At 45.0% G+C, this 25,046-nt stretch carries 31 protein-coding genes; 12 read left to right on the forward strand and 19 right to left on the reverse strand.

The features are described 5' to 3' along the window. Nucleotides 1-39: 39 nt before the first annotated feature. Nucleotides 40-765 carry a response regulator gene (locus ACWXW9_RS04295; protein WP_494928419.1) on the reverse strand — a complete coding sequence of 242 codons (726 nt, stop codon included), beginning with the start codon at nucleotides 763-765 and terminating at the stop codon, nucleotides 40-42. Continuing rightward, nucleotides 762-2,348, reverse strand: a complete 1,587-nt coding sequence (locus ACWXW9_RS04300; RefSeq protein WP_494928420.1) for an ATP-binding protein — start codon at nucleotides 2,346-2,348, stop codon at nucleotides 762-764. The genes ACWXW9_RS04295 and ACWXW9_RS04300 overlap by 4 nt, the downstream gene beginning before the upstream one ends. A gap of 292 nt (nucleotides 2,349-2,640) precedes the next feature. Here ACWXW9_RS04300 and ACWXW9_RS04305 point away from each other — a divergent pair, with 292 nt between their 5' ends. Beyond that, a complete protein-coding gene (locus ACWXW9_RS04305) occupies nucleotides 2,641-2,823 on the forward strand; it encodes a DUF2524 domain-containing protein (protein WP_494928421.1) in 183 nt (60 codons plus the stop codon). 97 nt (nucleotides 2,824-2,920) lie between these two features. On the opposite strand, the gene ACWXW9_RS04310 is transcribed toward ACWXW9_RS04305, so the two are convergent. From ACWXW9_RS04310 to rlmN, 3 genes are all read right to left on the reverse strand, one after another. Then, the gene (locus tag ACWXW9_RS04310) at nucleotides 2,921-3,853 is read right to left on the reverse strand and encodes a dihydroorotate dehydrogenase (protein WP_494928422.1); all 933 of its coding nucleotides are present in this window, start codon (nucleotides 3,851-3,853) and stop codon (nucleotides 2,921-2,923) included. Beyond that, nucleotides 3,834-4,535 carry a dihydroorotate dehydrogenase electron transfer subunit gene (locus ACWXW9_RS04315; protein WP_494928423.1) on the reverse strand — a complete coding sequence of 234 codons (702 nt, stop codon included), beginning with the start codon at nucleotides 4,533-4,535 and terminating at the stop codon, nucleotides 3,834-3,836. Before ACWXW9_RS04315 ends, ACWXW9_RS04310 begins: the two co-directional genes overlap by 20 nt. A gap of 158 nt (nucleotides 4,536-4,693) precedes the next feature. Beyond that, the gene (gene rlmN / locus ACWXW9_RS04320) at nucleotides 4,694-5,791 is read right to left on the reverse strand and encodes a dual-specificity RNA methyltransferase RlmN (RefSeq protein ID WP_494928424.1); all 1,098 of its coding nucleotides are present in this window, start codon (nucleotides 5,789-5,791) and stop codon (nucleotides 4,694-4,696) included. A 332-nt stretch (nucleotides 5,792-6,123) separates the two neighbouring features. Between rlmN and ACWXW9_RS04325 the strand changes: the two genes are divergently transcribed. Further along, a complete protein-coding gene (locus tag ACWXW9_RS04325; protein WP_494928425.1) occupies nucleotides 6,124-6,993 on the forward strand; it encodes an AraC family transcriptional regulator in 870 nt (289 codons plus the stop codon). Nucleotides 6,994-7,219: 226 nt separating this feature from the next. Then, nucleotides 7,220-7,684: a JAB domain-containing protein gene (locus tag ACWXW9_RS04330; RefSeq protein WP_494928426.1), complete on the forward strand. Its 465-nt coding sequence runs from the start codon at nucleotides 7,220-7,222 to the stop codon at nucleotides 7,682-7,684. Between the two features lie 35 nt (nucleotides 7,685-7,719). On the opposite strand, the gene ACWXW9_RS04335 is transcribed toward ACWXW9_RS04330, so the two are convergent. Next, nucleotides 7,720-7,917, reverse strand: a complete 198-nt coding sequence (locus ACWXW9_RS04335) for a hypothetical protein (RefSeq protein ID WP_494928427.1) — start codon at nucleotides 7,915-7,917, stop codon at nucleotides 7,720-7,722. A gap of 5 nt (nucleotides 7,918-7,922) precedes the next feature. Continuing rightward, a complete protein-coding gene (locus tag ACWXW9_RS04340; RefSeq protein ID WP_494928428.1) occupies nucleotides 7,923-8,216 on the reverse strand; it encodes a hypothetical protein in 294 nt (97 codons plus the stop codon). A 317-nt stretch (nucleotides 8,217-8,533) separates the two neighbouring features. Here ACWXW9_RS04340 and ACWXW9_RS04345 point away from each other — a divergent pair, with 317 nt between their 5' ends. The 3 genes from ACWXW9_RS04345 (at nucleotide 8,534) to ACWXW9_RS04355 (ending at nucleotide 10,248) form a co-directional block, all read left to right on the forward strand. Next, on the forward strand, nucleotides 8,534-8,935 hold the full coding sequence (locus tag ACWXW9_RS04345) for a MerR family transcriptional regulator (protein ID WP_494928429.1): 402 nt from the start codon (nucleotides 8,534-8,536) through the stop codon (nucleotides 8,933-8,935). A gap of 12 nt (nucleotides 8,936-8,947) precedes the next feature. Further along, the gene (locus ACWXW9_RS04350) at nucleotides 8,948-9,799 is read left to right on the forward strand and encodes an SDR family NAD(P)-dependent oxidoreductase (protein ID WP_494928430.1); all 852 of its coding nucleotides are present in this window, start codon (nucleotides 8,948-8,950) and stop codon (nucleotides 9,797-9,799) included. A 92-nt stretch (nucleotides 9,800-9,891) separates the two neighbouring features. Further along, nucleotides 9,892-10,248 carry a VOC family protein gene (locus tag ACWXW9_RS04355; protein ID WP_494928431.1) on the forward strand — a complete coding sequence of 119 codons (357 nt, stop codon included), beginning with the start codon at nucleotides 9,892-9,894 and terminating at the stop codon, nucleotides 10,246-10,248. 105 nt (nucleotides 10,249-10,353) lie between these two features. Here the strand turns inward: ACWXW9_RS04355 and ACWXW9_RS04360 are convergent, their stop codons facing one another. The 3 genes from ACWXW9_RS04360 to ACWXW9_RS04370 all read right to left on the reverse strand — a co-directional run bounded on the left by ACWXW9_RS04360 (nucleotide 10,354) and on the right by ACWXW9_RS04370 (nucleotide 12,247). Then, nucleotides 10,354-10,785 (reverse strand): Rrf2 family transcriptional regulator, encoded by a 432-nt coding sequence (locus ACWXW9_RS04360; protein ID WP_494928432.1) that lies wholly within the window; start codon nucleotides 10,783-10,785, stop codon nucleotides 10,354-10,356. A gap of 86 nt (nucleotides 10,786-10,871) precedes the next feature. After that, entirely contained in the window at nucleotides 10,872-11,318 is a 447-nt protein-coding gene (locus ACWXW9_RS04365) for a GNAT family N-acetyltransferase (RefSeq protein ID WP_494928433.1), read from the reverse strand. Between the two features lie 197 nt (nucleotides 11,319-11,515). Continuing rightward, entirely contained in the window at nucleotides 11,516-12,247 is a 732-nt protein-coding gene (locus ACWXW9_RS04370; protein WP_494928434.1) for a YheC/YheD family protein, read from the reverse strand. Nucleotides 12,248-12,451: 204 nt separating this feature from the next. Here ACWXW9_RS04370 and ACWXW9_RS04375 point away from each other — a divergent pair, with 204 nt between their 5' ends. From ACWXW9_RS04375 to ACWXW9_RS04390, 4 genes are all read left to right on the forward strand, one after another. Further along, a complete protein-coding gene (locus tag ACWXW9_RS04375; RefSeq protein ID WP_494928435.1) occupies nucleotides 12,452-12,997 on the forward strand; it encodes a glutathione peroxidase in 546 nt (181 codons plus the stop codon). A 138-nt stretch (nucleotides 12,998-13,135) separates the two neighbouring features. Continuing rightward, a complete protein-coding gene (locus ACWXW9_RS04380) occupies nucleotides 13,136-13,714 on the forward strand; it encodes a TetR/AcrR family transcriptional regulator (RefSeq protein ID WP_494928436.1) in 579 nt (192 codons plus the stop codon). A gap of 28 nt (nucleotides 13,715-13,742) precedes the next feature. Then, entirely contained in the window at nucleotides 13,743-14,483 is a 741-nt protein-coding gene (locus tag ACWXW9_RS04385) for an SDR family oxidoreductase (RefSeq protein ID WP_494928437.1), read from the forward strand. A 36-nt stretch (nucleotides 14,484-14,519) separates the two neighbouring features. After that, nucleotides 14,520-15,056 (forward strand): Crp/Fnr family transcriptional regulator, encoded by a 537-nt coding sequence (locus ACWXW9_RS04390; RefSeq protein WP_494928438.1) that lies wholly within the window; start codon nucleotides 14,520-14,522, stop codon nucleotides 15,054-15,056. Here the strand turns inward: ACWXW9_RS04390 and ACWXW9_RS04395 are convergent. The 9 genes from ACWXW9_RS04395 to ACWXW9_RS04435 all read right to left on the reverse strand — a co-directional run bounded on the left by ACWXW9_RS04395 (nucleotide 14,989) and on the right by ACWXW9_RS04435 (nucleotide 22,832). Further along, nucleotides 14,989-15,513: a DinB family protein gene (locus ACWXW9_RS04395; protein WP_494928439.1), complete on the reverse strand. Its 525-nt coding sequence runs from the start codon at nucleotides 15,511-15,513 to the stop codon at nucleotides 14,989-14,991. The genes ACWXW9_RS04390 and ACWXW9_RS04395 overlap by 68 nt on opposite strands. A 66-nt stretch (nucleotides 15,514-15,579) precedes the next feature. Continuing rightward, the gene (locus ACWXW9_RS04400; RefSeq protein ID WP_494928440.1) at nucleotides 15,580-16,524 is read right to left on the reverse strand and encodes a helix-turn-helix transcriptional regulator; all 945 of its coding nucleotides are present in this window, start codon (nucleotides 16,522-16,524) and stop codon (nucleotides 15,580-15,582) included. A gap of 110 nt (nucleotides 16,525-16,634) precedes the next feature. Next, nucleotides 16,635-16,991 carry a nucleotide excision repair endonuclease gene (locus ACWXW9_RS04405; protein WP_134911862.1) on the reverse strand — a complete coding sequence of 119 codons (357 nt, stop codon included), beginning with the start codon at nucleotides 16,989-16,991 and terminating at the stop codon, nucleotides 16,635-16,637. A 157-nt stretch (nucleotides 16,992-17,148) separates the two neighbouring features. After that, entirely contained in the window at nucleotides 17,149-17,889 is a 741-nt protein-coding gene (locus ACWXW9_RS04410) for a YheC/YheD family protein (RefSeq protein WP_494928441.1), read from the reverse strand. Nucleotides 17,890-17,905: 16 nt separating this feature from the next. Beyond that, nucleotides 17,906-19,018, reverse strand: a complete 1,113-nt coding sequence (locus ACWXW9_RS04415; protein WP_494928442.1) for a 2-aminoethylphosphonate aminotransferase — start codon at nucleotides 19,016-19,018, stop codon at nucleotides 17,906-17,908. Continuing rightward, entirely contained in the window at nucleotides 19,015-20,175 is a 1,161-nt protein-coding gene (gene aepY / locus ACWXW9_RS04420; RefSeq protein WP_494928443.1) for a phosphonopyruvate decarboxylase, read from the reverse strand. The genes ACWXW9_RS04415 and aepY overlap by 4 nt, the downstream gene beginning before the upstream one ends. Beyond that, nucleotides 20,175-21,074 carry a phosphoenolpyruvate mutase gene (gene aepX, locus ACWXW9_RS04425; RefSeq protein WP_494928444.1) on the reverse strand — a complete coding sequence of 300 codons (900 nt, stop codon included), beginning with the start codon at nucleotides 21,072-21,074 and terminating at the stop codon, nucleotides 20,175-20,177. Before aepX ends, aepY begins: the two co-directional genes overlap by 1 nt. A gap of 42 nt (nucleotides 21,075-21,116) precedes the next feature. Further along, nucleotides 21,117-21,845, reverse strand: a complete 729-nt coding sequence (locus ACWXW9_RS04430; RefSeq protein ID WP_494928445.1) for a YheC/YheD family protein — start codon at nucleotides 21,843-21,845, stop codon at nucleotides 21,117-21,119. A 321-nt stretch (nucleotides 21,846-22,166) separates the two neighbouring features. Next, nucleotides 22,167-22,832: a hypothetical protein gene (locus tag ACWXW9_RS04435; RefSeq protein WP_494928446.1), complete on the reverse strand. Its 666-nt coding sequence runs from the start codon at nucleotides 22,830-22,832 to the stop codon at nucleotides 22,167-22,169. Nucleotides 22,833-23,090: 258 nt separating this feature from the next. Between ACWXW9_RS04435 and ACWXW9_RS04440 the strand changes: the two genes are divergently transcribed. Together ACWXW9_RS04440 and ACWXW9_RS04445 are read left to right on the forward strand one after the other, a co-directional pair. Beyond that, nucleotides 23,091-24,293: a glycosyl hydrolase family 28-related protein gene (locus tag ACWXW9_RS04440; RefSeq protein ID WP_494928447.1), complete on the forward strand. Its 1,203-nt coding sequence runs from the start codon at nucleotides 23,091-23,093 to the stop codon at nucleotides 24,291-24,293. A gap of 111 nt (nucleotides 24,294-24,404) precedes the next feature. Continuing rightward, the gene (locus ACWXW9_RS04445) at nucleotides 24,405-25,028 is read left to right on the forward strand and encodes an acetate uptake transporter (RefSeq protein ID WP_494928448.1); all 624 of its coding nucleotides are present in this window, start codon (nucleotides 24,405-24,407) and stop codon (nucleotides 25,026-25,028) included. The last annotated feature ends 18 nt before the right edge of the window (nucleotides 25,029-25,046 follow it).

Consider the following 25,046-nt stretch of genomic DNA (forward strand, 5'->3'; position numbering starts at 1 on the left):
GCATTATTATTTCACAAAAAAGAACCGCTATTTCCAGAATTACAATGGAAATAGCGGTTCTTTTAAATTAGGATTCACCTGATAGAGCATTAGCGGCCTTCCAACCTTGTGGTATTCTATCGATTCAATCAAGAAGCCATCGTCCACCAGGAACTGAATATATTTTTTCACCGTAATACGGGACAAGTCCACTTCTCTGGCTAAGGTTTCGACGGAAAATGGTCCGTTCAGCTCTTGGATGCTCTTCAGTATCGTGGTCATGGTCAGTTTGGACAGGTTTTTGGAAAGATTTTTGGATAGGTTTTCAGGAGATCCTTTCTTCTCCATACCCGTATGCTCATCTTTATTAAAATAATGATCAATGGCAGCTTGATTAATTCCGTTCCCTTCCTCCATCACCGTGGCCAGACGCTGGATTTTCTCAACAGCCAACTTAAAGCGTTCGAATGTAAAGGGTTTAATTAAATAGTCTGCAACTCCATAAAAAACAGCTTCCTTCACCGTTTGAATATCTTTTGCAGCCGTAATTAAAATAACGGACGCATGATACTGATGCTCCTGCATATGTGTTAATAAAGTTAATCCGCTTTTCCCAGGTAAATAAACGTCCAGCAATACCAAATCCGGTGTCCATTTTTGAAGACAATCCTGTGCTTTCTTGACGGTATCTGCCTTACATACAACATCCAAATTGTCCATGCGCTCAATAAACTGTTGATTTAGCTCAGCAACCATGGGATCATCCTCAACAATCAGAACCTTCATTCATTTGTCACCTCCAATGTACAGGGCAACTCTACATATATACTTGTTCCCAGGCCCGGCTGGCTGTCAATCTCAATGATGCCCTGGTGATTGTCCACCATGGTTTTAACCAGATTCAAGCCATAGCCTCTGTCTTCTCCTTTGGTTGAAAAGCCATGCTCAAATATTCTTTTTTGCATCTCAAAATCAATCCCCATACCATTATCTTTCACTTTTAGAATGAACACATTTCCCTCACACTCATAGTTCAATTTCAACTCAATTCTACCGGGTTGTTTTTTTAATAAAATCGAGTCTATGGCGTTGTCAAAAAAATTACCCAGTATGTGTATGACATCATGAACGATGTCCTGCATCTCTACATTAGAGACATTCGAGCTTTCTTCCAGAAGAACCGAAATATTCTGCTCGCGTGCTTCGTTGATTTTACCCATAATAAAACCTGCTAATGCCGGAACTTTAATTCTCTCGGTCAGAAAGCCTACCTCATTTTGATACCGGTGATTTAGCTGCTGAATATACTGACTGACCTCTACATATTTCCTCATCTCAATCAGTCCGGATATGACATGCATTTTGTTCATAAACTCATGAGTCTGCCCACGAAGAGAGTTAATATAATATTTTGTGCCACTTAACTGGTTACTGAGATGAATCATCTCGGATTGGTCGCGCAGCGTAGCAACTGCCCCAAAAAACTCATTTTCAACATATATAGGGGTTACTGTCGCAATGACTTCTATACCATTCACATAAAATGAGCGATCCTTGATCTTCTTCTTATCATCAAATACTCTCTTGAAGAGCACGTTATAAAAGTTGGTATCTAGCTGCTCGCCAATTGGGTCTTTCATGTCTTGGTTTGCCAGTTGGTACTTGGCCTGAGCTTCTTTGTTCATGAGCATAATTTTCTTGTCAGCCGAAATGGCTATAATTCCTTCAGCGACCTCATTTTCAATAATTTCTTTTTCGCGCAATCGTGTTGCTATCTCTTGCGGTTCAAGCCCAAATAAAATCGTTTTGATTTTCTGAGCAAGTATGATCGCACCCAGAACTCCACTAAAGAGTCCAAGCATCAGCCCCCCAAAAATGGTATACTGCGCCTGCATCAAATCATGATTTAGGGTTCTCATGGTCAGCCCTACACATACAATGCCAATGACCTCATGCTGTTGATTAAATATCGGCGTAAAATATCGGTAACCTTTGCCCAAAATACCTATATTCTCAGAAAAATGTCCCTGACCGGATAGCGCTCTTCTGGCATCATTCAAATCAGAGAACGGTTTGCCAACCATCGTTGCATTCGGATGAGATAGCCGAATTAAATCGTGGTTCAGAATGACAACAAAATCCACATTAACGTTATGCATTACTCCAAGCGAGTAGTCTTGGATCTGCTTCACAGGAACTCCCTGCTCGACATTACGAATAACATCGTTGTCACTGGCAACCATTTTGGCAATACCCGAAAGTTTTTCCTTCGTATTATCAAAATGCTTGTTAATCACGAAATTACGAATGAGAAGCAAGGATATAATTAAGGAAATAATGATAACTAAAACAACCAAAATAATAATCATGAACTGCAGCGAAACTTTGAATTGTCGTCTCCGTTTCGACTTACCTTTTAAGCGCAACCCCATCACCTAGCTTCTTTCTCAAGCTCTCTATTGGGAAGAAAGCATGTCTTCTGCTCCTCTAATCCCTTGTTATTCGACATCGTTTGACAAATTCCTTCTTAATCTGCAAGCTCTAAAAAACCTCCAACGACAACAAACATAGCCTCTATCTGAAATACAACAATATGCTGAATAAGGAAGAGTCAATTCTCCATAATAAGGACGTATACCTAACGAAATGGAGGACATAGGAATGATCAAAAATCTCGAAAGTAATTACAACTGCGCCAATGCAGGGCAGGATCTTCATCAGCTCAAGCAGGAACTCGCTGCGCTTCAGGAACAAGGTGCGAACGACCAAGCGTCCGTGGAAGCCATTCATCGGCTGGAAAATCAAATTTCGTTCATCTTGAACAAGTGCGATATTAACCACTAGTTGAAGCTTGGCTATTTCAGTAAAATAAATAAAACCGGCTTGTCTTTTAAAGACAAGCCGGTTTATATGAATTAGTGTATGCAAAAAGGTTCCAAATTCACAAAATTCCCCGTATCTCATCCAATGACTGCACCTTTTCCCGCTGCATCCATTGTTCAAGGCCGTGTACCAGCTCAGCCCCTGCATGTAAATGGACAAAATTGTACGTTCCCACCTGAATTGCAGCTGCTCCTGCCATCGTAAATTCGATAATATCCTCCACCGAGCTGATGCCACCCATCCCGATCACCGGAATGGATACCGCCTGCGCCACCTGATGAACCATGCGTAAGGCAATCGGCTTGATCGCCGGGCCGGAAAGACCTGCATACGTATTTGCGAAAACACTGCGTCGCCGACGTATATCTATTTTCATCGCAGAAAATGTATTGATCAGCGAAACCCCGTCTGCGCCTTCTTCCTCGCACATAACCGCCATCTGCGTAATATTCTCTGCATTTGGGGACAGCTTCACGACCAGCGGAAGCGCCGTTACGTTGCGCACCTGCCGTACCACGTCCCGCGCCACCTCGGTCTGAATGCCAAATTGCATCCCGCCCTGCTTTACGTTGGGACAGGAAATGTTCAGTTCCAGCATATCGACGCCTCTGCGGTTCATCGTGCGCCGTTTTTGCGCATTTTCCGTAATCATGGCTACGGCCTGAACATACTCCTCCAGATTGGAGCCACCCACGTTAGCAATGACAGCCGTATTCCAGCGCGTCATGTCATCCAGCTCATCCTTCAAAAAGGCCGACACACCCGGATTTTCCAGTCCCACACTATTGAGCATACCGGATGCTGTTTCATGTATGCGTGATCCGGTATTGCCAGCCTTCGGATGAAGGGTTAATCCCTTGCCGACGATGCCGCCCAACAGTTCAGGAGAGTAAAACTCTGCATACTCACGCCCGAACCCAAATGTACCAGATGCCATGATGATCGGGTTCTTGAACGGGACGCCCGCAATATTACACGCCATGGAGATCATCAAAGTCCACCTCCTCTATCGGGAATACAGGCCCTTCCTTACACACCCTCTTATTACCTCCACGGGTATGCATGGTGCAGCCCAAACACGCGCCAATACCACAGGCCATGTGTCTTTCTGTTGAAATATATAAACGGGACGACGTGCCAGCTGTTTTCACCGCAAGCGCTTGTAGCATCGGAGTCGGCCCACAGGAAAACATATTCGCATAGAGATGAGGATCGACCTTCTCGACGATGCTTCCCCCTACCTTGACTTGTACAGAGGCTGCCACAGCTTCAAAAGCATCCACCCCAAAGGCTTGCTGCGCAAACCCCAGATAAACATGTGCATGCGGATAATGCTTTGCAGCCAGCAGCAATGGAGCCGTGCCCATACCACCGCCGATTAAGGCCAAGCTGCCTTCTACCTGAGGAAAGCCATTGCCGAAAGGCCCTTCCAACTGAACCTCCTGCCCCGGCTGCAACCGGGAAAACAAACTTGTCCCTTCTCCCACAACCCGATATAGAAAGGAAATGTCCTCTTCCCCGATATCGTAAATGCTGATAGGTCTAGGTAGCAATGGGTAACCGGTTCTGGTACGCAGCATGTAAAACTGGCCCATTTCCCCTTTAAAGGTTCCCTCTATTTTCATCACATAAATGCCCGGAACGAGCGCCACATTCGAAATTACGTTAGCCATATAACCCCTCCACTAACCACTCACTATAACGTAAAAACAGCAATGATTACGTGACTATTTTCACATTTATAGACTGAGTTAGGTTTGAGTGCTTTTCTTTCTCCTCAATAACCCAGGCATAAAAAAAGCGTACTCCTGTTAAAGAGTACGCTTCTGTATTAACTAATCGCTTCACGTTCCGATGTGCGACTACCTTTTGCATCCTTGCGGATTTGCTTGCTGCGCAACTGTCCGCAAGCCGCGTCAATGTCGACTCCATGCTCCAACCGAACACTACAGCTAATGCCTTGTTTTTTCAGAACATCATAGAAGCCCGTAATCGACTCCGACTCACTCCGCTGGTATTGGCTATGCTCATCTACCGGATTGTATGGAATCAGGTTTACATTTGCCAAATTGCGACGGTGGCCCACCAACTCAGACAACTCCAGCGCATGTTCCTTGGTATCATTAATATCCTTCAGCAAAATATACTCCAGCGTAATCCGACGATTTGTTTTATCCAGATAGTAATCAATCGCCTCCATCAGCTTCTCAATCGGAATCGCCCGATTGATCTTCATGATGCGGGTGCGAGTCTCATTATTCGGCGCATGAAGGGAAATCGCCAGATTGACATGCAGATCGGAATCGGCAAATTCAATAATTTTATCGGCAAGTCCGCTCGTAGAAACCGTAATATGTCGCGGACCAATAGCCAGCCCTTTATGATCCTTAATGACTCGGATAAAGTCGGACAGGTTCACGAAGTTATCAAACGGCTCACCAATCCCCATCACGACGACGTGACTGACCCGGTCGCCCGGACGTTCCTGATCCAGATACAACTGCACCTTCATAATCTGCTCGACGATTTCACCGCTGGACAGGTCACGGCTCTTCTTCAACAGCCCACTCGCGCAAAAGCTGCACCCGATGTTACAGCCCACCTGCGTTGTCACACATACCGACAGTCCAAACTTGTGTCGCATCAATACCGTCTCAATCAAATTACCATCCTGAAGACGGAACAAGAATTTGACCGTCCCATCCGCCGACTGCTGCTTCACATGCTCTTCCAATGTTTGAATCGGAAAATGCTCTGCCAGCAGGCGGGTACAGTTCTCATGAACCTCCGTCATCGCGGCAAAATCAGTAACCCGTTTCCGATAAAGTGCATCCCATACCTGCAACGCCCGGGATTTCTTATGTCCATGCTCGATGAGCCATGCTGTCAACTGATCTAGCGTTAATCCATAAATGGATTCTTTTTTCATGTTCGATCCTCTTTTCAAAACGTTAAAATTCGTCTTCCTCTATATACAATCCATTTATTTAAAACAAAGCACTTACCAATCGTCTCAGCCATCATTGCATCATAGCATGTTTAAGCAGTCTTCGCTATTTAAACACTTCTTTCATTGTCCCAAATTTTAATTATGAACACAAGGGGGCAGGCGAAATGTATCCTCTAAAATTTCAGTATGAAATTCCGACTTGAAACAGAGTATGCGTCCCATTAAACTAGGCGACAGAGCCTGTTCAACAAGAGCACGCAAAGACAGGATTACGGACACCGCTAATGATATGATTACAACCAAGGAAGGTGATGCGGTTGGAATGGTTACTTCGGATCAAGAACGCGCTGGATCTGATGGAAGAAAGAATGCAGCAGCCGCTGGATATCGACGAAATTGCAAAGGCAGCCTATTCGTCTCCCTTTCATTTCCAACGTATGTTTCATATGCTAACCGGCGTCACGGTAGCCGAATATATACGTAAACGTCGATTGACCTTGGCTGCACAGGAATTGAGTCTTTCTACCACCAAGGTCTTGGATGTAGCGTTCAAATACGGATATGATTCCCCCGAATCTTTTTCTAAAGCGTTCCGTAAGGTACACGGTATATCTCCCTCTGAGGCCAGAAGCCCTGGGGTGAACCTGAAAGCCTTTCCACGCATTACCTTTCATCTATCGTTGAAGGGAGATCAGGATATGGATTATAAAATCGTAGAGAAAGCGGCCTTTACGGTCATTGGCAAGTCCATCCAAGTCACAACGAAAGACGGTGAAAATTTCCGGGAAATCCCGAAATTCTGGGACGAGCTGAACGCTGATGGTACATCGGATCGGATTCAAGCCTTGGGAACAAGCGAGGATATCCTCGGTATTTGTTTGGATTTCAAGCATGGGGAAGAGAAATTCACGTACCTGATTGCCGCCGAAGGCAGTGAGGACGTAGCCACCTCCAACGGACTAGAGTTCAGAACCATCCCAGCCGAAACTTGGGCAGTGTTTACATCCATCGGCCCTATGCCTCATACGATTCAAAAGGTATGGCAAAGAATTTTTCAGGAATGGTTCCCGGCCAGCAATTATGAGCATTCAGGCGGACCCGAGCTGGAGGTATATATGATGGGGGACTCGCGGGCTGAGGACTACCGCTGCGAGGTATGGATTCCGATTAATAAAAAGTAAGACAATGAACCGATTGCCCACGGCAGTCGGTTTTTTTCTGTAAAATACTGCTATATTATTATCTATAGATGTTAAAATGCAGTAAATCAACATATATAGAGGGTTAATCCTTTGGGTTACCTCGGTTATTCTTAAATGAGGTAATGAACATGCCGAGGTCACAAAACGCTACGAAATAAAAATCCAAAAATTACATATTTATAACGTATCAAAAGGAGATCGCAAAATGGATAAATCTAAGCGTATACCAGCCAAGCGTGTAGAAATCATAACTTTGCGTATAGTTAGGGAAAAAACTTCGTTACTTTATCCTAACCGGACGATCAGCTCACCTCAGGATGCAGTCGGATTATTCAGAAGATTTATCGGTGACTATGATCGTGAAGCCTTTTGCATTCTTTGTTTAAATACTAAAAATGAGCCCACTGCGCTACACCAAGTATCTTGTGGTACATTGAATACCTTATTGGTTCACCCCAGAGAAACTTACAAACTCGCCGTACTTGCAAACTCTGCATCTATCATTGCCTGTCATAATCATCCCTCAGGTACACCTGTTCCTAGCTCAGAAGATGTAAGCACAACACTCCGATTACGAGACGCAGGCCTTTTACTCGGCATCGAATTGCTGGATCATGTCATATTAGGAGACAAAACGTTCATTAGCATGAAGGAAGAGGGACTCATGTAGTTAACAGCAGTCCAGATTATATTAAAAGGCACCTTTTAAAAAAGCAGACTGGCTCCCAAATGAGGATAGTCTGCTTCTATAATGATCTTCACCATTCTAATCATCTTGTCTTTTCCATACCGGAATATTAACTCATTCATTGCTTTATTGACCTCATCAAGAACTGAACCATCCAGCTGGCTATATTCTTTTTCCGCAGCCTCATGTAAACGAATATCAAACAATTCTTTCATTCAGTTCAAGTAGTTCGACGGACATCTTTCCAAGATTTCGCGGATGCTGGGTCCCGATCAAGACTTTCTATACGTTCGACTAATATACGTTCTTCCTCTTGTTGCTCCAATCGAGTTAAACGATCGTACAGTTGTTCAAAAATTTCATATCCCATTAAAACCGAATCAACTAAACCATTATCCGTAATATACTGAGGAAGATGTTTAGCCTTTTTACGAAGCTCCCCAAACCTTTTTGAAGCCTCAGAGGACGTAATCATTTGATCAACGTCAAAAGTGGGTTTCATTATTGTTCCCATCCTTTATCTTCTCCTATATTTATATATTATTATTCCGATCATACAATTAAGTATACCGTACAACATTATATATTGCGTATAACAATACGTAATATATAACATCAAACATTACGCATTTTCACTTATACCCCTTAATTTTATTCTGCTCATTCAAAGTGAGCAAAAGATGAACAACAGTCTGTTCAAAAGGGGAACCTGATGAGAAGGAGCCTTCTCATGATCTTGAGAGGCTTCTTTTTACATAAAATTGCTTGACTTGGTGTGAACACCAAGGTGTAGCATAACGTTAACCCTAACGAAAAGCAGGTGAAAACAGCATGGGTGAATTCTTTTCTATCAAACAAGTTTCGCAAAAAACTGGATTAACGGAGGATGCCCTTCGGTATTATGAAAAAATCGGACTGCTTCCGCCACCTAAAAGAAATAAGAATGGACACCGTGTGTACAGCATCGAGGATACAGAGGTTATGAAGCTGATCATTTGCCTGAAGAAAACAGGCATGTCGCTGGAAGACATGAAGGCTTATGTCCCTCTCTCCTATCAAGAAGACGTAACAAGCGTTCCGGAAGTGAATGCTCTGTTACAAAGCTATCGTCAAAAAGTGATCGGACAAATAGCCGATTTACAGCGCATTGTGGGATTTATAGATCATAAATTAAACAACCAGCAATCCCTGCTTGATACAGATGCAGCGGCTCATACAACGGATAAAGAATAGGAGAATGCCAGCATGGCTACAACCAAGCATCATAAAACGGCGCTCATTACAGGCGCCAACTCGGGGGTGGGATTGGAGTTAACCCTAAAGCTCCTTTCCGAGGGCTGGCATGTTCTTGCCCTGATCCGCTCTGGATTCCCGAACGATAACCAATCTCGGGTTCAGCACGCATTAAGCACAGGACAATTGAGGATATATAAAGCCGATTTGGCCGATTTTTCAAGCCTTAGAAAGGCACTGGAGCAGATCCAAAAAAGCGAATCTCATATCGATGTCCTTTTTAATAATGCAGGTGTGTCGCTCGGAGAAATGATATTCTCTCCATTAGGGCGCGAAATGCACTTTGAAGTCAATACCGTCGTTCCCTACATCATTTTTATGGAGCTTAAGGAGCTTCTGCGGCAAGGAAACCTGAGAACCGTCATTAACACCTCCTCGAACGCTTCCCTCATCGTAAAACGGTTCGAGGTGGAGCTGCTGGAACGCCCTGCCGAATTCAAAAAGCTTTTCGGTCCCTACGCCTCAAGCAAGCTCGCTCTTTCTCTGTGGACCCAAGAGATCGCTCCGGCAGCCGCCGCTGAGGGGATCAAGATACGTAGCGTCTGCCCGGGTGCGAATAAAACAACGATGACTTCGAGTTCAGGAATGCCGGGGTATATGATTCCGATTCGGAACCTGATTTTTTCCCACCCCAGCAAAGGAGCCTCTCGTCTATACGAAGCCGCTCTGGGTGAATTCAGCGAACAAGCTGGCATTTTTCTGAAGAAGGGAAAAGTCACCCCTTTAATTTTCACTCAGCACAGCTCCCAAGTCCTTAGCAAGGTCGACCAGATTTATAAACAGCAATTCATAGAATCCACTTGACATCGCACCTACGTTGTAACTAATATTGTTATAACAATATTAGTTACAACAATGCTATAAGTTATTGTACAACTCAACTGGAGGATGAATTTATGAATATTACAGATCATTTTATTCCGGTATTTGCGAGTAATCTGGAGTCGGCTGTAGCCCATTATGAAAAAATCACCGGAAAGCCGTTTGACAGACAATGGGCTATTCCCGACGCCGAACTTCAATTAGCCACGGTCTATCCCTATGTCATCGTTTCGGGGACTGAGCAAGCTTTGGAGCTTGCCAAAAACCTGCGCTCTGTAGTGTATGTGGACTCCATGACAGAGCTTAAAGCCATTCTGGCCGCAGAAGGCACCCCGATTGTAAGGGATCAGCACGGTCCTGTGGGACCGAGTATTTTTGTAGAACACCCGGATGGCACTTTTATTGAATATGTTGAACCGCAAGGCCAATGACCAAACAATAATACAAGGTAAAATAACACATCAGCCTGAATTCGGCTTTTGATTAGAACCGGATTCAGGCTGTAAAATGGAGTGTATCAGGGCATCTTCTGCTCATTAGTAGCCCGCTTTTTGCTGAAGTTGGGCAACAATTTGTCCTAACGTGACGGAAGAAAGCCTTCCTTCCAGCGCCAACTGTGCCTGCACCATCTCAGGATGCAGTACCTCTTCAATATGTTTCCCCACCGAGCATTCGGGGTCCGGGTCTTTATGGAACCTGAACAGGTCGCCATCGTCTGTCGATTCAACGGCTTTATAGATATCCAGTAGTGTAATTTGCTCTGCTTCTTTTAATAGAGAAGCCCCACCGACACCTGCTTTGACTTGGATAAATCCGGCTTTTTTTAATTGCGCAATAATTTTGCGTATGATGACAGGATTACTATTGACGCTTTTGGCAATGTAATCGCCTGTACATAACGATGGACGCAAAGCAATCATGGACATGGTATGCACCGCAATTGAAAATCGGCTGCTAATTTGTTTCATCGAATCACCCTCTTTGTTGTAATCAGTATAGTTCCAACAAAACGAGGGCGTCAATGGCTTCACATTAGCTTGCAAGAACCCTTGATTTAGTTAATGGAATAGTTAATCCAATCTGTCTGGACAGCACCCTTTTCTTCAAAGAAACGTTGTGCCCGCTGATTGCTGGGCCCCGTGATCCAGGACATGTACGCATACCCATGCTCTTGTGAGTATCGGCGGCATTCCAAAAACAGTTGCGATTCCACCTCTGTATCTCTGTATGGCTCCATAACAAACAGATCGTTCATGATGGTAATTTTATCCGCTCTCATCGTGCTGAAAGCAAAGTATAATGTAGCGAAGCCAATCAGCTCCCCATCCTGCTCTACTACAAACTGTATACCTGCCTGCTTCTCGAAAAGGTTAAAAATCAAATTATGTAGTTTCTCAGCAGCCGGTCTGGGATTCTTATAAAAACCAACAATATACTCATACATTAACTCCGTCAAACCATTCACATCGTTAGGTTCAGCATTTCTTACGATAAATGACATGTTAACTCCCCCTCTTTTTACGATTGAATAAATATACTATATAGCATATTAATATGCAATGTATTAGAGATAACTAGCACATTTCACTAATGAACTATCATAGCTTGATAAAACAGAACCAGCCTAACACTTCTTTATTTTCGTGCTTCGACTGGTTTTTGATTGATGAGATTCCAACGTGCTTGAGCAACTCTATACTAATGTTTTTTAATCCGACGCTTGTTCTTCAAAATGGTACGGATCATGGTTTGGTTAGGGAGTTGCGTGAACAGCATATGTCCGGGGTGCGGATTGGCCTCGATAATCCAGATCTGACCGCTCTTCTCAATAGCCAAATCAATGCCCAACTCGCGAACCGAATGGTTTTGCTCTATCGTGTCGGCAATCATTTTGGAAAGTTCGATGATCTGATCCAGAGTCTGTCTCATTTTCGTTCTGTCATTTTTAAAAACTCTTAAAAGCACTTTGGATATCGGAGCCGCATGTCCCCCTTTCCGGTAATTGGTCACGAATTTGGATGGGGCTGCCACACGCCCGGTTATCCCTGAAATGATCCATTCTGATTCCGGTTTCTGCATGTACACTCTGGCATCAAAAATAGAGCCTTTGTACTTCGCTAACCGCAGTCCTCTCTGTACCAAATAGCGCCGATGGGGCTTCCTGTAGGATCTAATGGCTCTACGGACCGCATGGGATTTGACGACCCTGCGACTGGAGCCGCAACGGACCTCATATTTCCTTCCCAGCTTTTTGGCCCGTATGATACCATTCCCCCCACTCCCGTAATTGGGCTTGATAAAGACCGTGCGATAGGTATTTAGCATACGTAAGGTCTTCGCAGTAGAAATCCAGTGGGTTTCAGGCAAATGAGAGCTCAAAACGGGATGATGTCGCATTTCCTTGTATTGAACCATCTTTCCAATGGGCACGAATATCCCTCTATTCTTTTGGGTTTTTGCACGCATTACATGAATATGCATCCATATTCTATCTTGGTAACGGCTAATGTCACAGTTTGCTATGAAAGAGGCGAACCCCCTTCTACCTATAAAAGTCATTCGAATAATATATTAGACCAATAGACACTCTGGATATATGATGTATAAAAAAATAATATGAGGAGGGACTTTAATATGTCTATTTATGATTTTCAAGCAACCTCAATTAACGGGAAGCCGATTAAACTGTCAGACTACAGCGGAAAAGTTCTCCTCATCGTAAACACAGCCAGCAAATGTAGCTTTTCCCGTCAATTCGCTGATCTACAGAAGCTCTATGAAAGTCGACGGGAACAGGGTTTTGAAATTCTCGCGTTTCCTTGTAACCAATTCAATGAAAAAGAGCCGGGTAGCCATTCGGAAGTTCAGGGAGTCTGCCAAATTAACTATGGAGTAACATTCACGCTATTTGAGAAAACGGATGTAAGAGGTCCATCTCCTCATCCTTTATTTCAATATCTGACACAACAGGCACCGTTTCAAGGCTTCGATACCCAAACCAAGGACGGTCAATGGATGGAGGATTTCCTGCGGGATAAGTATCCGGAAATATACGCTGGCGACGGGATCAAGTGGAATTTCTCCAAGTTTCTGATCGATCGCGATGGTCATGTAAATGGAAGATTTGAATCAACGACGGAGCCCTTTGAAATAGATTCTGTCATCGAATCACTGTTGTAGGGTTTCAGTTTACTTCTTTGAATTTGTTTAGAAAAAAAAGAGTATCAAATGACAAAAATAAATATTTGTCATTTGATACTCTTTTGTGTTATCCTGACTTCAAGGAGGTGACTCACACGGCAACTTGACCGTGTCTCTATGGAAAAATCCTCAGATATTCTAACCAAGCAACAGATTCTCATCGCTACAGAAGACACACTTAGACGTTTTGGTGTAGCTAAAACCTCCGTGACCGATGTTGCCAAAGTATTAGGAGTAAGTCATGGCACCATTTATCGACATTTTAAAAGCAAAGCCGAACTTCTTGAAGGCGTGACCGAAAAATGGCTGAATGAAAAGATTATCGCTCCGTTAACGGAGGTGTGTCAGGATTCATCCCTGCTGGGAACGCCGCATTTAAAACGATATATACAGACCTTGATCGAACTCAAGCAGTATTATGCCCGCGATGACGAGGAAATGTTCGAGATGTATACCCGGGTCACCGAGCAAGCCGCTGATTTAATCGACCAGCATATCACCCACATTGTGGATCAGCTCGCTGACATCATTGCACACGGGAACATCACATCGGATCAGCCAGCCCAACTGGCGCGTACCCTTTTCCATGCCACAGCCCGCTTTCATCATCCCGCTCATGCTTACGAATGGAAGAGTCCTGCGATTGATCAGGAGTTTTCGGATGTGTGGATGCTTTTAGAAAAAGGAATCTCTTAAAAAATTATAGAAAGAAGGTTAAATACCTATGAAACATTTGGACGGAAAAATAGCGATTATCACCGGTTCCTCCAGAGGAATTGGACGTGCTATTGCCGAGCAACTGGCTGATCTGGGCGCTAATGTAGTCATCAATTATGCCAGCAGTCCGGACAAAGCTCAGGAAGTCGTGGAGGGCATTATTCAAAAAGGCGGAAAAGCCATAGCGCTCCGCGCTGATCTGGGCAAGATGAGTGATATTGAAGCCTTATTTACACATACGATTGCTGAATTCGGCAAAGTGGATATTCTGGTTAACAATGCCGGATTGATGATCACCAAACCTCTGGCTGAGGTAACCGAGTCCGATTTTGACAAACAATTCGCACTGAATGTAAAAGGGACTTTCTTTGCCTGTCAACAAGCAATGAAATACATGGAAAACTACGGAAGGATCGTGAACCTGTCTACGTCCGTCATCGGACAAATGTTTCCGACCTATAGCGTATACGCGGGTACGAAAGGCGCGGTGGAGCAATTTACCCGCCAGCTTGCGAAAGAATTCGGGAGTAAACAAATTACGATCAACGCCGTGGCTCCCGGTCCCGTGAACACCGAGCTTTTTCAAGCAGGAAAAACCGAGCAACAGATCGAAGTCATGAAAAAAATGAATGCGATGGGTCGGCTCGGTGAACCGGAAGATATCGCTGATGTGATTGAGTTCCTGGTCAGCGCCAAATCACAGTGGGTTACCGGACAGACAATTCGCGTCAACGGCGGATTCATTTAAAAGCTGGAATACATGGAATGGAGGCTGTTCACGCTCATGATATTACACAAAGGCGAGACCCTGTTTCGGCAAGGGGAATCCGGTCCTCTATATCACTTAAAGAGCGGCCTGTTAAAAATTATCCGAGTCCATGAAGACGGCTCGCAAATTTTAGTTAATGTGATTGTGCCCGATGAAATCATCCCGCATCACTCCCTGATCAGTCCCAATCCTTATTATGGTACAGCGGTGGCGCTGGTAACCTCAGAGGTTGAAGTTCTGTCGCAAAAGGAATGGTATCTCGCGCTGGAGCAAGACCCGGCGCGATGTCGGGCTGTCGCTTTGCAGCTACAGGATAAATTGCGCATGATGCAGCAACGAATCGACCAGCTTACCGAGGTGTCACCTGCCGAGAAGCTTCGGAAGCTTCAACGCTGGTTCCACTCCTACATCGCACCCGCCACGTTAACAGACGTGCTGACGCAGGAGGAAATCGGCCAGTTCATCGGGCTGCGCCGGGAGACGATTAACCGGCTATTGCGTGCTTCAAGCGCTCCTTCTGCAAAAGATGATGGCGATAATGCATCTCGATGAGCGTAAACCACTCTCTAGCGTTCAACGCGCCGAATCTGGGATGAGAAACGGTAGACTTCCCTGCTGTTTCCCCAACGTGCGGTTCAATCTCTCTCATTTTGCGAATTACGACGTTTAATCCCTCTACAATTTCTTCTTTGCCAGTCGGTTGCGGGGGAGTGTACTGCGTGGATGGTGGGACCTGGATACGTATTGGCGGAAAGCCTCCCAGATCAAAAATGGCCGTGCCTGCCTCCGTTTTAGTCCCTATCTCTCCATCTGGCTTTAGACAAAGATCAATGTTCTTCAGATGCATATAAAGAGCAGAGTTCACCAAATGAAGGTACATTTGTCCAAGCGACCATTCGCCCTCCTGCGGTGTGTACTGCAATTGCTCCAAGCTAAAGTGGTCCAATTCAAGAAGATAGTGTTGTACCGTTTGTTCAAAACGCTGCAATGTTTCGGTTGTTGTATTCATATACTATTAACTGCCCCTCTCCTTCAAGTAGCTTTACTATACAAAAATGCTACTGACAGCATTATGTCAGTAGCATTTCAACATTTTTTCGACTTCCGATCGTACCCGATCCCGGAGCGATTCAGGCTCCAGCACGACCATATCTGCACCCCACCCGAGTATCCATTGTAGTAATTCCTCTGGCTGCCTGACGCGGAAAAGTACATGCAGTCCATCTGCACGCTCCTCTACAGCCTCCATGTAAAAATTGTTCGCTTCCTTCACTTTATCAGCGATATCCGAACGGGCTAATATACGGACACGTATATGGCGATCATCGGTTTGCTTGTAATCCTGCAAATTAAAATCAATGGGGAACTGAAACCTTTCCTCCAGCACGATAAGCTCGTCCATCCGGGACAAGCGGAAATGGCGAAGTTGCTGCCGCAATTCGCATTGCCCAATCAACATCCACGAACCACGAATCAGCACAAGCCCATAGGGGGCGACCACACGCACGCTTTGACGATTCCCGTCAGCCTCTGGCATTCTTTTGGAATAGCCGAACCGTACCTTCCGTTTTCCCAATATAGCGAGACGCAGCGTTTCCAAACAGGTTTTCTCTTTAAGGTTTGCCCCTTCACCCACCGCGAGCAGTCTGATGGTCGTACGCACCCGGGAAACTTCCCTGTGAACACTCTCCGGTAGAATAGCTTCAATCTTTCTGCGAGAAGCCTGCGCCTTAATGCCGTAATCTGCATCAAATTTTTGTTCGACAAAATCTGTCCCGATGAGCAACGCTACTGCTTCTTCCACGCTAAAGCTCACCGGGGGCAAAAAATATCCCTCCATCAGGGAATATCCAATGCCGGGTGCACCTATAATCGGTACACCCGATTCGCTTAGTGCCTGAATATCCCGATAGATGGTTCTCACACTTGTTTCGAATATGGCCGCCAAATCCTCGGCTCGTAAAATATCTTTACGTTGCAATTCTAGCAAGATAGCTAGCAGGCGGTCTGTTTTGTTCATACCACGGCACCCTCTCTGGAAAGATCTAAAATACAGTAATACAAAAGAGCAATAAGGGCAGTACAATCACTGCAACTTATTGCTCTTTTTTTCATACGAAAGTTACTTCATTACTTGAAAAACACTTTTTCGACGTTATATTTAGCCTTTTGTGAATTGATGATGTAGGTTTCATAGATTTCTCGCTCCACCGCATCTTCCACAATACAAACCTCAATAATCGCCACTTCGTTCCGCTTGTCCTTGATTGGTGATACGGTATCTTCAAAATGCTTTTTGATTCTTTGTCTCAGCTTTCTTGCTTTACCAACGAACAGCAATTCCTCCTGCGCGTTGTAGAACATAAAAATACCGCTCTTATCTCTGGGAATCAAGTGGAAATCTGTAAATCCGTAAATATGGCTCAGCTCAGGGTTAACCTGTTTGGTAATCGTGATGTCCGGGGTTGGAATCGTTATGTTTATCACTATGTCACTTCCTCATTCTATATAGGTGTAAATACTATCACAAATCCCGATGTAACACCATTCGATAATCCTTGTACCATGGATAAAAGGCCCAACTTAGAAACTGTATGAAAAAAAGATGCCCCTGATGAATACAGAGCCACCTTTTCATTTTATGTCAACCGTTTTTGTAATCCGTAATGCGGTGATACATCGTTTTATCCTTCAGCTTACGGAAATGAGACCTTGCCGGATAAAGATTAGCTTCAATAATCCCGATATGTCCTTTCCGGTCTATTCCAATGTCCAGTCCATATATACGGTGTCCCGGGAAAAAAGCACTTAATCTCTTCGCGGAACGGATGGAAACACGATCAATATGGGACTCTAATGCACTGGCAGACAAGTGCCGAACAGAAGATTGCTGAATACCGGATTTAAAGCTGAGCAATGTCCCTTTACTCCGTGTATTATTGGATACAATATAGCCTTTGCCTGCAACTTTGATAACCTTTCCTGTGACTACCCATACAGATGAGCCAGTTCTCCGTTGAATGATGACTCTCATATCAAAAGGGCGTTTGTAGATGGTCGGACGAGTAATTCTGCGTTGAACCATATAACTGGCGTTCCCGATTTTTCTTCTAATATAATGATACGTATTGGTTCTGCCCCGTACTAAAACTCGTTTATTCTCGTAATGTACGATGTACTTATGGTTTCCTAACCAGGAGACCTGAAAGATCCCCTGGCCACGACTCCCCCACACTGGTTTCACGATCACATGCACGTACTTGGAGAGAAGTTTCGAAAAATTATACCTGTCCAGGAGCTTCGTTTCGGGGACGTAAGACCTCAGAGACGCATGCCTTCTCAATAACAAATATTTGTACCACTTATCTTTTGCTGCTGATGCCATGGGGACTCCACCTTTCTCATCCGCATTTTATGCTACTGAGATAGCGTTCAAGCCATTCCAAAAATAACTCCATTTCCTTATACGTGATATCACCTATATTGGCAATCCGGAACGTATTTAGTTTCTCAAGCTTGCCGGGATAAATCATAATACCTTTGCTGTAAAAATAATCATGCATCGATTGAAAATCATAACCTGCATAATGAGGCTCAAGAATGGAAGTAATGATTTTGGAATGATGCTCTTCGGGAATGATATAGGTTAGACCTAAGCGGGCTAACCCGTTAATTAAGGTTTTCCAGGATGTCGTGTACCTTTCGTATCTTTTATCCACCCCCTCCTGCTTTAATTCCTCAATCGCTTGTTTAAGCGCATATAAGGTTTGGACTGGAGGAGTAAACCGCATCTGCCCATGTTCCACAAAATAGTGGTATTGAGCATACAAATTCAAATAATAGCTTCTTGGTTTCTGGCCTTTCAAATTCTCCAATTTGCTTTTGTCGGCGATCACAAACGAAACCCCGGCCATTCCCTGTAAGTTTTTGTTGGAGCTTGCCGCCAGGTAGGCAATGTTCATTTCCTTCAATTGAATTGGAATGGCCGCAAATGAGCTCATGGCATCCACAATCATGTCGATTTGATACCTTTTGCACAATTCTCCGATATTCTTTATCTTGTTAAGCAGGCCCGTTGTCGTCTCGTGATGTACGACGGCCAGATGGGAGATGGTGCGTTCGGAAGATTGGATATACCTTTCTAATTCAGCCAAATCAATAGCATCATCGGGAGGACTTTTGAATTCAAAATAATCCACTCCATTAACCTTCGCTATCTCGCACATCCGTTTTCCATAGGCTCCATTGCTGACAATGATCACCGCATCGTGATTCGGGACCGAGCTGATGATGGATTCCACCGCTGCAGTACCCGATCCACCAAACAATACGGTTGCATAATGATCCGGGTCTGCGACCAGGCGGGTAAGCTCTGTAGAAATATACTCCATGATTTGGCCAAACTCGGCTTCACGAGGACAGATATCCGGAACCACCTGTGACCATTTCACACTTTCTGTAGTCGTTGCCGGACCAGGGGTAAGCAAAATGTTTTTCTTGACGGAAGAACTCATGAACCACCCACTTCCTTGCCCTTCAAAGGGTCGTTATGAATGAAACGCTCCAGACGTTCTTTTACTTCGTGAGGCTTCATATGTGGACGAGCAAGCTGATCCTTGGAATCTTTGGATATTTTTAGGTATAAAAATGTAAGTTCTTTATTTAATTTCCATTCTTGTAAAGAGGCTTTCAGTTCCTCGAGACTGTGAACAAGAATCGACTTTGTATACCCGCAGGAAGCGGCAATACCTATAAAATCCATATTATGGGATACCGTGCTTTGCCCGCCTGTTGATTCATGGGCGTTATTATCGAGCAGAATATGAACCATATTGGCTGGATGGTAGTAACCGTTGGTTGCCAGGCTCCCCATACGCATCAACAGAGATCCGTCTCCGTCAATCACGACGATATTTTTGCTTGATTGGCTCAGAGCCAACCCCAGTCCAAAGGAACCGATGCATCCCATAGAACCCACCATGTACAAGTTGTTATCTGCATCTTCAATTTCATAAAGTTCGCGCCCGGTTTTACCAGTTGTTGTGAGCTGTACGGTATTACTGTCTTTCATGGAGTTAATCGCAGCTAATGAATCATACCGCGTAGGCATTTGGTGGTCCCCATGACCATGCTGCCGGATCTGATTTAAATGAATGGAGGTTTGCTGTTTTTGCAATGGTTCTTTGTCAAAAGTCCCTTTCTTAACGACAAAAAAGAACGGGCGATGTCGGGCAATTTGCTCATTAGCCTGGATTAGCTGATTTTGGGCCTCCTCCAAGTCCTTGGAGAGATACTGCCATTCTACATCCATCAAATCCAGCATTTGCGTTGTAATCCGGCCCATCAGTTCATGCTGAGGCTCGTCAGGTATCCCCGGCTCTCCGCGCAGGCTGACAAATCCAAGCAGAGGAATACGAAAAGGGTAAGTAAGGGAGGTCAATGGCGAAACAGCGTTGGTCAGCCCCGAATTTTGCATAAGGACTACCGACTTCTTCCCCCCTATATAAGCTCCGGATGCAATGGCGACCGCATCCCCTTCGTTAGCTGCTGCAATATAATCGCATTCGTTTATGGCATAATTGATCAAGCTTTTCAAGAAGGAGCATGGAACACCGCTAAAAAAGGTAAATCCTAATTTTTTCAGCTCTTCTCCTAACAATTTTGTGTCCATTATACGTGCTCACCCGAATCCGGTTCTGACGACGGGAGGTATTGCCGTTCCGCAGCCTGCAGCTCCTCGACCCCTTGAAGCCGGAATACTTCTTCGAGGGTTGCGACGCTCTTTTCGACATGAACAAGGCTTTCATCCCGATAAATTCGGCCAGATAATCGTTTCATGGCTTGAATGGATGCTCTCAAATTATGGTTTGCCCAAATCACAAGGCTAATCCCCATCTCCTGAAACCTGATGGTTGGAGTCGTATAGTATTTGGTAGGCACGATCACTACCGGCAATCTTCCGGCCCATTCCTTCATGAATGCCTCAATCTCTGCGGCATCCGTTCTTTTGCTGTGTATTAATACGGCATCGGCTCCTGCCTTCCGATACGCCTCCGCCCGCTGCAGTGCCGCTTCAAGCCCTTTCCCAGCAATAAATGCCTCTACCCTGGCCACCACTGTAAAGTCCTCATCGGTTTGCGTGTCTTTTATCGCTTTTATTTTCCCAGAAAACTCCTCGATATCAGCCAATGCCTGCCCTTGACCGTTAATGAAAGAATTCATTTTGGGGAACCGCTTATCTTCGATGCATACCCCCGCAATATGACGCTGCTCCAGTTTCTTCACCAGCCGCCTTGCATTATTGAAGTTGCCGTACCCCGTATCTCCGTCCAGTAAAATCGGGATGGAGGTAGCGTCACTCATGAATTCCAAAACATCCAATACCTGCGTCCAGGAGGCCTCATTGTTGTCCCTGACTCCCATCGCTGCAGAGATGGATAACCCGCTGGCCCAAATTCCTTTAAACCCCGCCTCCTCCACAATTTTGGCTGACAGACCATTATGAGCTTCCATGATAAACTCCAGTTTTTGAGAATTGACCAACTCTCTTAGCTGCTTTGTTTTTTTCATTGAAACTTTCTCCTTCTCCCCTAAAAATAATGTGCAAGGAATCTACTTCCAAATAAGCCTCTTGTTTCTCATGATCGTGTTGATCATAGTAGGATCGGGAAGCTGGGTAAACAGCATATGTCCAGGGTGTGAATTGGCCTCGATAATCCAAATATGACCTTTTTTATCTATGGCAATATCAACCCCCAATTCGCGAACCGGATGCCGTTCATTAATCGTTTTGGCAATGATGACGGATAGTTTGGATATTTTACGAAAATAGGCATCCGCTTTCGTGCGGTTGTGCTTAAAAAGGCTGAAAAGCACTCGATGCAAGGATACTGCATGCCCTCCTTTAAGATAATTGGTAACATACTTATGGGGTGCCGCGACACGGGCGGCCGTGCCGGAAATAACCCATTTCCTCCCTGGTTTCTGTAGGTATATCCTTGTGTCAAAAATCGACCCGTGGTACTTAGCCAACCAAAGCCCTTTCTGTACCAAATACCGGTGTCTGGGTTTCCGGTATGACTTAATTGCTTTTAAGACAAAACGAGATCCAACAACCTTTCGACTTGAACCGCTACGAACCTCATATCCTTTTTTCAATCTCTTGACTCGGATGATCCCGCTGCCACCACTCCCGTGATTAGGTTTTATGAAGACCGATGAATAGGTATTCAGCATCCGCGAGGTCCTTGAATCTGTAAACCAGTGGGTTTCAGGTAAATGCGGACGCAAAACGGGATGTTGCAACATTTCTTTATGCTTTTTCATTTTTCCAATGGGCACTTGTCATCCCTCTTATCTTTTTGGGTTTTTGCGCATACAGTATGCATATGCATCCGGATCCCCTTCTGCGTGGGCCGCTACCTCTGCTAGAAACCAAGATTCATGTCACAAAACGGCATGTCCCAGCTTGTTATAAATACGAAAACCCCTAGGCGACAACCTTTCGGACAGGCTCTGGGTTCGGACCACAGAAAATAGGCTGTCGCCAAATCACAAAAGCTCCGCAACCGGGAAGGTAGCGGAGCTTTTATTTCCAGTAAGACGCTAGTGATGCAGCCTGCTCTCGTGCCAGGTGGTATATGGCTCACGGCCGCTTGACTGCTACTTGCTAATTATCGATTCCGCCGTTTTTCCCGCCATTCTTTCCAGAACCCAGACAAGAATTCCCACTGCAAGGCTGGCGACGACCGCCATGATCGCGGATCCGCCGGCATGTAGCAGCAGCACGGGAACCCAAAGCAATCCGAGCGAACGATGCACGGTCCGCATCCACTTGTTACGTACTTTATTAATAAAGAAACCATACCCGGCGATCGCCAGCAAAATGGCAAAGCCCGCAAGCCCGGTGTAGGTTTTGTTATCTTGAAGTTTGGTAATCAAAAAATAGACACCGTGAACGGCAATAAGAATCAAGATCGCCCAACCCAGCAATTTATGCATCGAATGTAACAACTTCCCGGCTTTTCTAACCAACATTGATGGCGATCTCAACTTCTTTTTAAACCAGAACCAAGAGAAAGCGGACGCCCCAAGGAAAACGGAGATCGTACCCAAAGTCTTGAATATTTCACCGTTGCCCCCACCTCCTTCTCCACCGGGACGTCCGCCCATTTGCCCTGCAGGCACGTTGCTTACGCCGCCTTCTGGCGGTCGCGGGCCAAGTCCGCCGTCGGAAACCGAAGACATGTAGTAATAGTAGATTACGAGCAGAGCTGCTACCATAACTGCAATCATTGCTGGAATCCAAACGACCTTTTTTGTTTTCATTAGTTATACACCCTTCCCAGGAAAATTGCCTTGATTGTACCCGGTCAAGCTGAAAACAAGATTAAAGCACGCTGAAAGTTAGAAACCCTCGTTTTATTTAAGTTAATACTTGAAATATAACCCATTTTGACCGAAAATATAAAGGGTAATTATGGTATTATTCCAACATATTTAACATTGGGAGGGGAGATTCACGCATAGGCTTTGCATGAAACAAAAGTTTCTACGATTACATAAAATCTGACAGGAGTGTGTAAAATGTTAAACATCTTTAATCGGAAGGCCAGGCTCAGCTTGTTGCTGGTAGCCGTCATTGCTCTCGTTATTGAAGGTTCTATAGGAGGAAACCCGCAAGTGGCCCAAGCAGCCGACAATGTGGTTAATGCCAAGGATTTTGGCGTTAAACCCAACTCGAATTCCTCACAATCCAGGGAAATTCAGAATGCATTAAAGTATTTCTATGATCGTGGTACAGAGGGAACCGTGTACTTCCCGGCAGGTACGTATCTGGTTGACGATTCGATCCGTTTATATGCCGGGGTGAGTCTGAACGGTGACGGAATGGGCAAAACGATTTTCAAAAAAACAGGGTCTAAAAACCAATACGTGATTGGGAATCCTGTCCTGCGGGATAATTCTGAGCGATTAAATGTGAAATTATCCAATCTTACGATTGATGCAGACCGTACGAACCGTGAAGCCCGCGGCGAAAGTCAGGTAGGCGGTATTATTATAGATGCGGCCGTCTCGCACTTCACGCTGGATCGAGTAGAGATTCGTGACACGACCATCGGAGCGCTGCTTCGCAGAACCAGAGATTCAGAGATTACCAACAGCCGATTTGACCGGAATAATGGACATGCTATTGCCACCGGACATGAAAGCTATCCGGCAGGTGAGTTCCGTAACGTCAAAATTACGAACAACACGATTACCAACTCGGGTGGAGGCAGTGGAATCAATCTGTCACGTGCAACCTACACGACGGTCACTGGAAATCAAATCATTAATAAAACCCATCAATCTGACGGATATGCTGGCATTCGCATCCCTAATAATGGTGCCAACAATACTGTCAACAATAATGTAATTGAAAATTATCCGCGGGGAATCTTTGTACTGACTGGAGCGACAGGTAACAACGTATACGGGAATACGGTAAAAAATGCATCCCTGCAAGGTCTGCTGGTCCAATCGGATGGCAATACCTTCACAGACAATGAATTTATTCAAACCAATTCTTCGCTTAATCCTGACGCAATCATTCGCCTTTCCAGTGCAAACAACAATAAGGTGATCGGTAACGAGATGACTACGCACTCTGGCTTCTCCAACATAGGAATACGTGTCACCGATTCCAGCTCCAATGAAATTAAGGACAACATCACAGATACTTCAGGCAAATCAGTCAGTATTGAGGGTGGGAGCAATAATGTGAATAAAGGCAACCGCAATCGGTAGCAGAATTATGTACTATGCTAGTTCCTCTGTTTCCGTTACAATATGTCAGTGTGATTCTGGCATCGGCAGATTGACGCGTACTTGAACATTATTGGAGGCTTCTATTTTTTCATGCAAAACGAATCTCATTCTAACGTAAAAATCGTAACGGCCGATCCGAGCGCGATCGGTCTGTTTGGCTTGGCTATTGTAACGCTTGTCGCTTCATCCCAAAAGCTTGGTCTCACTGAGGGCTTGAGCTTCATCATCCCTTGGGCTATCTTCCTTGGTGCCTTTGCACAGCTATTTGCCTGCATTCAGGATGCAAAGCATAACAACACCTTTGGCATGACGGCTTTTGGCGCTTACGCCTTCTTCTGGTTAGCGATAGCTAGTAGCTGGATGATCAAAATGGGCGTATTCGGCCCTGAGCTGGCGTCTGCTATAGACGGTAAGCAGCTCGGCTTTGCCTTTGCCGGCTATCTCATCTTCACGCTATTCATGACCATCGGAGCGATGGAGACGCATAAGGTCCTATTCTTTATCTTTGTCCTGATTGATTTTCTGTTCCTCGGTCTTAGCTTCGATGCATTCGGCGTTGCTCCAGAGGTGTTCCACACCCTCGCCGCTTATGCTGAAATGGGTATTGGTCTTCTCTCGCTGTATGGTACAGGAGCCGCTGTTCTGAATGCTCACTTTGGCCGTACGTTCCTGCCTGTAGGACGTCCCTTCGGTATTTTCAAACCACGTCCTTAGCTGTATATGTAAGCCCCG

This window comes from Paenibacillus sp. LT-B23 (genome assembly GCF_059417685.1).

Bases quoted from the DNA above. Each gene is read 5' to 3' on its own strand.
- ACWXW9_RS04295 (WP_494928419.1), bottom strand. From the start codon at position 765: ATGAAGGTTCTGATTGTTGAGGATGATCCCATGGTTGCTGAGCTAAAT.
- ACWXW9_RS04300 (WP_494928420.1), bottom strand. From the start codon at position 2,348: ATGATTATTATTTTGGTTGTTTTAGTTATCATTATTTCCTTAATTATA.
- ACWXW9_RS04305 (WP_494928421.1), top strand. From the start codon at position 2,641: ATGATCAAAAATCTCGAAAGTAATTACAACTGCGCCAATGCAGGGCAG.
- ACWXW9_RS04310 (WP_494928422.1), bottom strand. From the start codon at position 3,853: ATGATCTCCATGGCGTGTAATATTGCGGGCGTCCCGTTCAAGAACCCG.
- ACWXW9_RS04315 (WP_494928423.1), bottom strand. From the start codon at position 4,535: ATGGCTAACGTAATTTCGAATGTGGCGCTCGTTCCGGGCATTTATGTG.
- rlmN (WP_494928424.1), bottom strand. From the start codon at position 5,791: ATGAAAAAAGAATCCATTTATGGATTAACGCTAGATCAGTTGACAGCA.
- ACWXW9_RS04325 (WP_494928425.1), top strand. From the start codon at position 6,124: ATGCGGTTGGAATGGTTACTTCGGATCAAGAACGCGCTGGATCTGATG.
- ACWXW9_RS04330 (WP_494928426.1), top strand. From the start codon at position 7,220: ATGGATAAATCTAAGCGTATACCAGCCAAGCGTGTAGAAATCATAACT.
- ACWXW9_RS04335 (WP_494928427.1), bottom strand. From the start codon at position 7,917: ATGAAAGAATTGTTTGATATTCGTTTACATGAGGCTGCGGAAAAAGAA.
- ACWXW9_RS04340 (WP_494928428.1), bottom strand. From the start codon at position 8,216: ATGGGAACAATAATGAAACCCACTTTTGACGTTGATCAAATGATTACG.
- ACWXW9_RS04345 (WP_494928429.1), top strand. From the start codon at position 8,534: ATGGGTGAATTCTTTTCTATCAAACAAGTTTCGCAAAAAACTGGATTA.
- ACWXW9_RS04350 (WP_494928430.1), top strand. From the start codon at position 8,948: ATGGCTACAACCAAGCATCATAAAACGGCGCTCATTACAGGCGCCAAC.
- ACWXW9_RS04355 (WP_494928431.1), top strand. From the start codon at position 9,892: ATGAATATTACAGATCATTTTATTCCGGTATTTGCGAGTAATCTGGAG.
- ACWXW9_RS04360 (WP_494928432.1), bottom strand. From the start codon at position 10,785: ATGAAACAAATTAGCAGCCGATTTTCAATTGCGGTGCATACCATGTCC.
- ACWXW9_RS04365 (WP_494928433.1), bottom strand. From the start codon at position 11,318: ATGTCATTTATCGTAAGAAATGCTGAACCTAACGATGTGAATGGTTTG.
- ACWXW9_RS04375 (WP_494928435.1), top strand. From the start codon at position 12,452: ATGTCTATTTATGATTTTCAAGCAACCTCAATTAACGGGAAGCCGATT.
- ACWXW9_RS04380 (WP_494928436.1), top strand. From the start codon at position 13,136: ATGGAAAAATCCTCAGATATTCTAACCAAGCAACAGATTCTCATCGCT.
- ACWXW9_RS04385 (WP_494928437.1), top strand. From the start codon at position 13,743: ATGAAACATTTGGACGGAAAAATAGCGATTATCACCGGTTCCTCCAGA.
- ACWXW9_RS04390 (WP_494928438.1), top strand. From the start codon at position 14,520: ATGATATTACACAAAGGCGAGACCCTGTTTCGGCAAGGGGAATCCGGT.
- ACWXW9_RS04395 (WP_494928439.1), bottom strand. From the start codon at position 15,513: ATGAATACAACAACCGAAACATTGCAGCGTTTTGAACAAACGGTACAA.
- ACWXW9_RS04400 (WP_494928440.1), bottom strand. From the start codon at position 16,524: ATGAACAAAACAGACCGCCTGCTAGCTATCTTGCTAGAATTGCAACGT.
- ACWXW9_RS04410 (WP_494928441.1), bottom strand. From the start codon at position 17,889: ATGGCATCAGCAGCAAAAGATAAGTGGTACAAATATTTGTTATTGAGA.
- ACWXW9_RS04415 (WP_494928442.1), bottom strand. From the start codon at position 19,018: ATGAGTTCTTCCGTCAAGAAAAACATTTTGCTTACCCCTGGTCCGGCA.
- aepY (WP_494928443.1), bottom strand. From the start codon at position 20,175: ATGGACACAAAATTGTTAGGAGAAGAGCTGAAAAAATTAGGATTTACC.
- aepX (WP_494928444.1), bottom strand. From the start codon at position 21,074: ATGAAAAAAACAAAGCAGCTAAGAGAGTTGGTCAATTCTCAAAAACTG.
- ACWXW9_RS04435 (WP_494928446.1), bottom strand. From the start codon at position 22,832: ATGAAAACAAAAAAGGTCGTTTGGATTCCAGCAATGATTGCAGTTATG.
- ACWXW9_RS04440 (WP_494928447.1), top strand. From the start codon at position 23,091: ATGTTAAACATCTTTAATCGGAAGGCCAGGCTCAGCTTGTTGCTGGTA.
- ACWXW9_RS04445 (WP_494928448.1), top strand. From the start codon at position 24,405: ATGCAAAACGAATCTCATTCTAACGTAAAAATCGTAACGGCCGATCCG.